Source organism: Halomonas sp. BM-2019, assembly GCF_017584085.1.
Genome location: NZ_CP071922.1, coordinates 3,671,861 through 3,673,388, shown reverse-complemented (window position 1 = coordinate 3,673,388; position 1,528 = coordinate 3,671,861). Strand labels below are relative to the sequence as shown.

Below are 1,528 nucleotides of genomic sequence, written 5' to 3'. Positions count from 1 at the left end.
GTGCTGGGGCTGCTGACGCCGCCGGTGGGGGCGGGGCTCTTTATCGCCTCGTCGATGACCGGGGTGCCGCCCCTGCGCATCTTCCGTGCGCTCTTGCCCTTCCTGCTGGCGAGCCTGGCCACCCTGGTACTGCTGGCCTGGCAGCCCTGGCTAACCCTGGCGCTGCTGTGAGGCGGGCCATGACCGGGTGAGCCGTGGCGTCCGGCTCTGGGCGCCTGGCATCCGGCGCGCAGGGGCAGGGCCGATTGGCCTGGCCTCCTCAGGGCGCAACCTTGAGGGGGCCCTGGCGGCAACGATCATGGCGGCCACAGGTCGAAGGCCTCAATTCTGAGCGTTATACTCGGGTATTCGTCCACCGGATCGGAGCCGCCCATGTTTCCCGAGTTCACCCTGCGCTATGCCCGCCTGCCCGAGCGCTTCTTCGAGCGCTTCGACCCCGTGCCCGTCGCCGCGCCGCGGCTGGTGGCCTTCAACCGGGCGCTGGCCGAGGAGTTGGGCTTCGACCTGGCCGCCTTCGATGCGCGGCGGGCCGCCGAGTGGTTTTCCGGCAATCGCGTCCCGGCCGGCGCCGAGCCGCTGGCCCAGGCCTATGCCGGCCACCAGTTCGGCCACTTCAACCCGCGGCTGGGCGACGGCCGGGCGGTGCTGCTCGGCGAGGTGACCGACCGCGAGGGGCGGCTGCGCGACATCCAGCTCAAGGGGGCCGGCATGACGCCCTTCTCCCGCGGCGCCGACGGCCGCGCCCCGCTCGGCCCGGTGCTGCGCGAGTACCTGGTCAGCGAGGCGATGCATCGCCTCGGCGTGCCCACTACCCGGGCGCTGGCGGCGGTGACCACTGGCGAGCGGGTGTTCCGCCAGGTACCGGAGCCCGGCGCGGTGCTGACCCGGGTGGCCGCAAGCCATCTGCGGGTGGGCACCTTTCAGTACTTCGCCGCCCGGGGGGACCACGAAGCGGTCAGGACCCTGGCCGACATGGCCATCGAGCGGCACTATCCACATCTGCAGGGGCCGGCGCTTCAGGCACGGGAGGCGGGCGAGCGCTACCTGGCGCTGCTGGAGGCGGTGGCCGAGCGCCAGGCGGCGCTGGTGGCGAAGTGGATGGGCCTGGGCTTTATCCACGGGGTGATGAACACCGACAACTGCGCGATCTCCGGCGAGACCATCGACTACGGTCCCTGCGCCTTCATGGAGGCCCATGACCCGCGCACCGTCTACAGCTCCATCGACGAGCAGGGGCGCTACGCCTACCAGAACCAGCCCTGGCTCGCCCAGTGGAACCTGGCGCGGCTCGCCGAGACCTGGCTGGCGCTGCTTGACCCCGATCAGCAGCAGGCCATCGAGAAGGCCACCGCGGTGATCGAGGCCTTCGTACCGCGCTATGAGGCCGAGTGGCTCGCCGTGATGCGCGCCAAGCTCGGGCTGGTGAAGGCGGAGGAGGGGGACCGCGAGCTGGCCGAGGCGCTGCTTTCGGCGATGCAGGCCGGCCGCGCCGACTTCACCCTGGCCTTTCGCCGCCTGGGCGAGGCGG

At 71.8% G+C, this 1,528-nt stretch carries 2 protein-coding genes; both read left to right on the top strand.

The window, feature by feature from the left end:
• The first annotated feature begins 54 nt into the window (after nt 1-54).
• Nucleotides 55-171, top strand: a complete 117-nt coding sequence (locus tag J5F18_RS18180; protein WP_346302265.1) for a hypothetical protein — start codon at nt 55-57, stop codon at nt 169-171.
• 201 nt (nt 172-372) lie between these two features.
• Nucleotides 373-1,528 (top strand): protein adenylyltransferase SelO family protein (locus J5F18_RS18175; protein ID WP_346299934.1); only part of this gene is annotated, 1,156 nt, incomplete at its 3' end.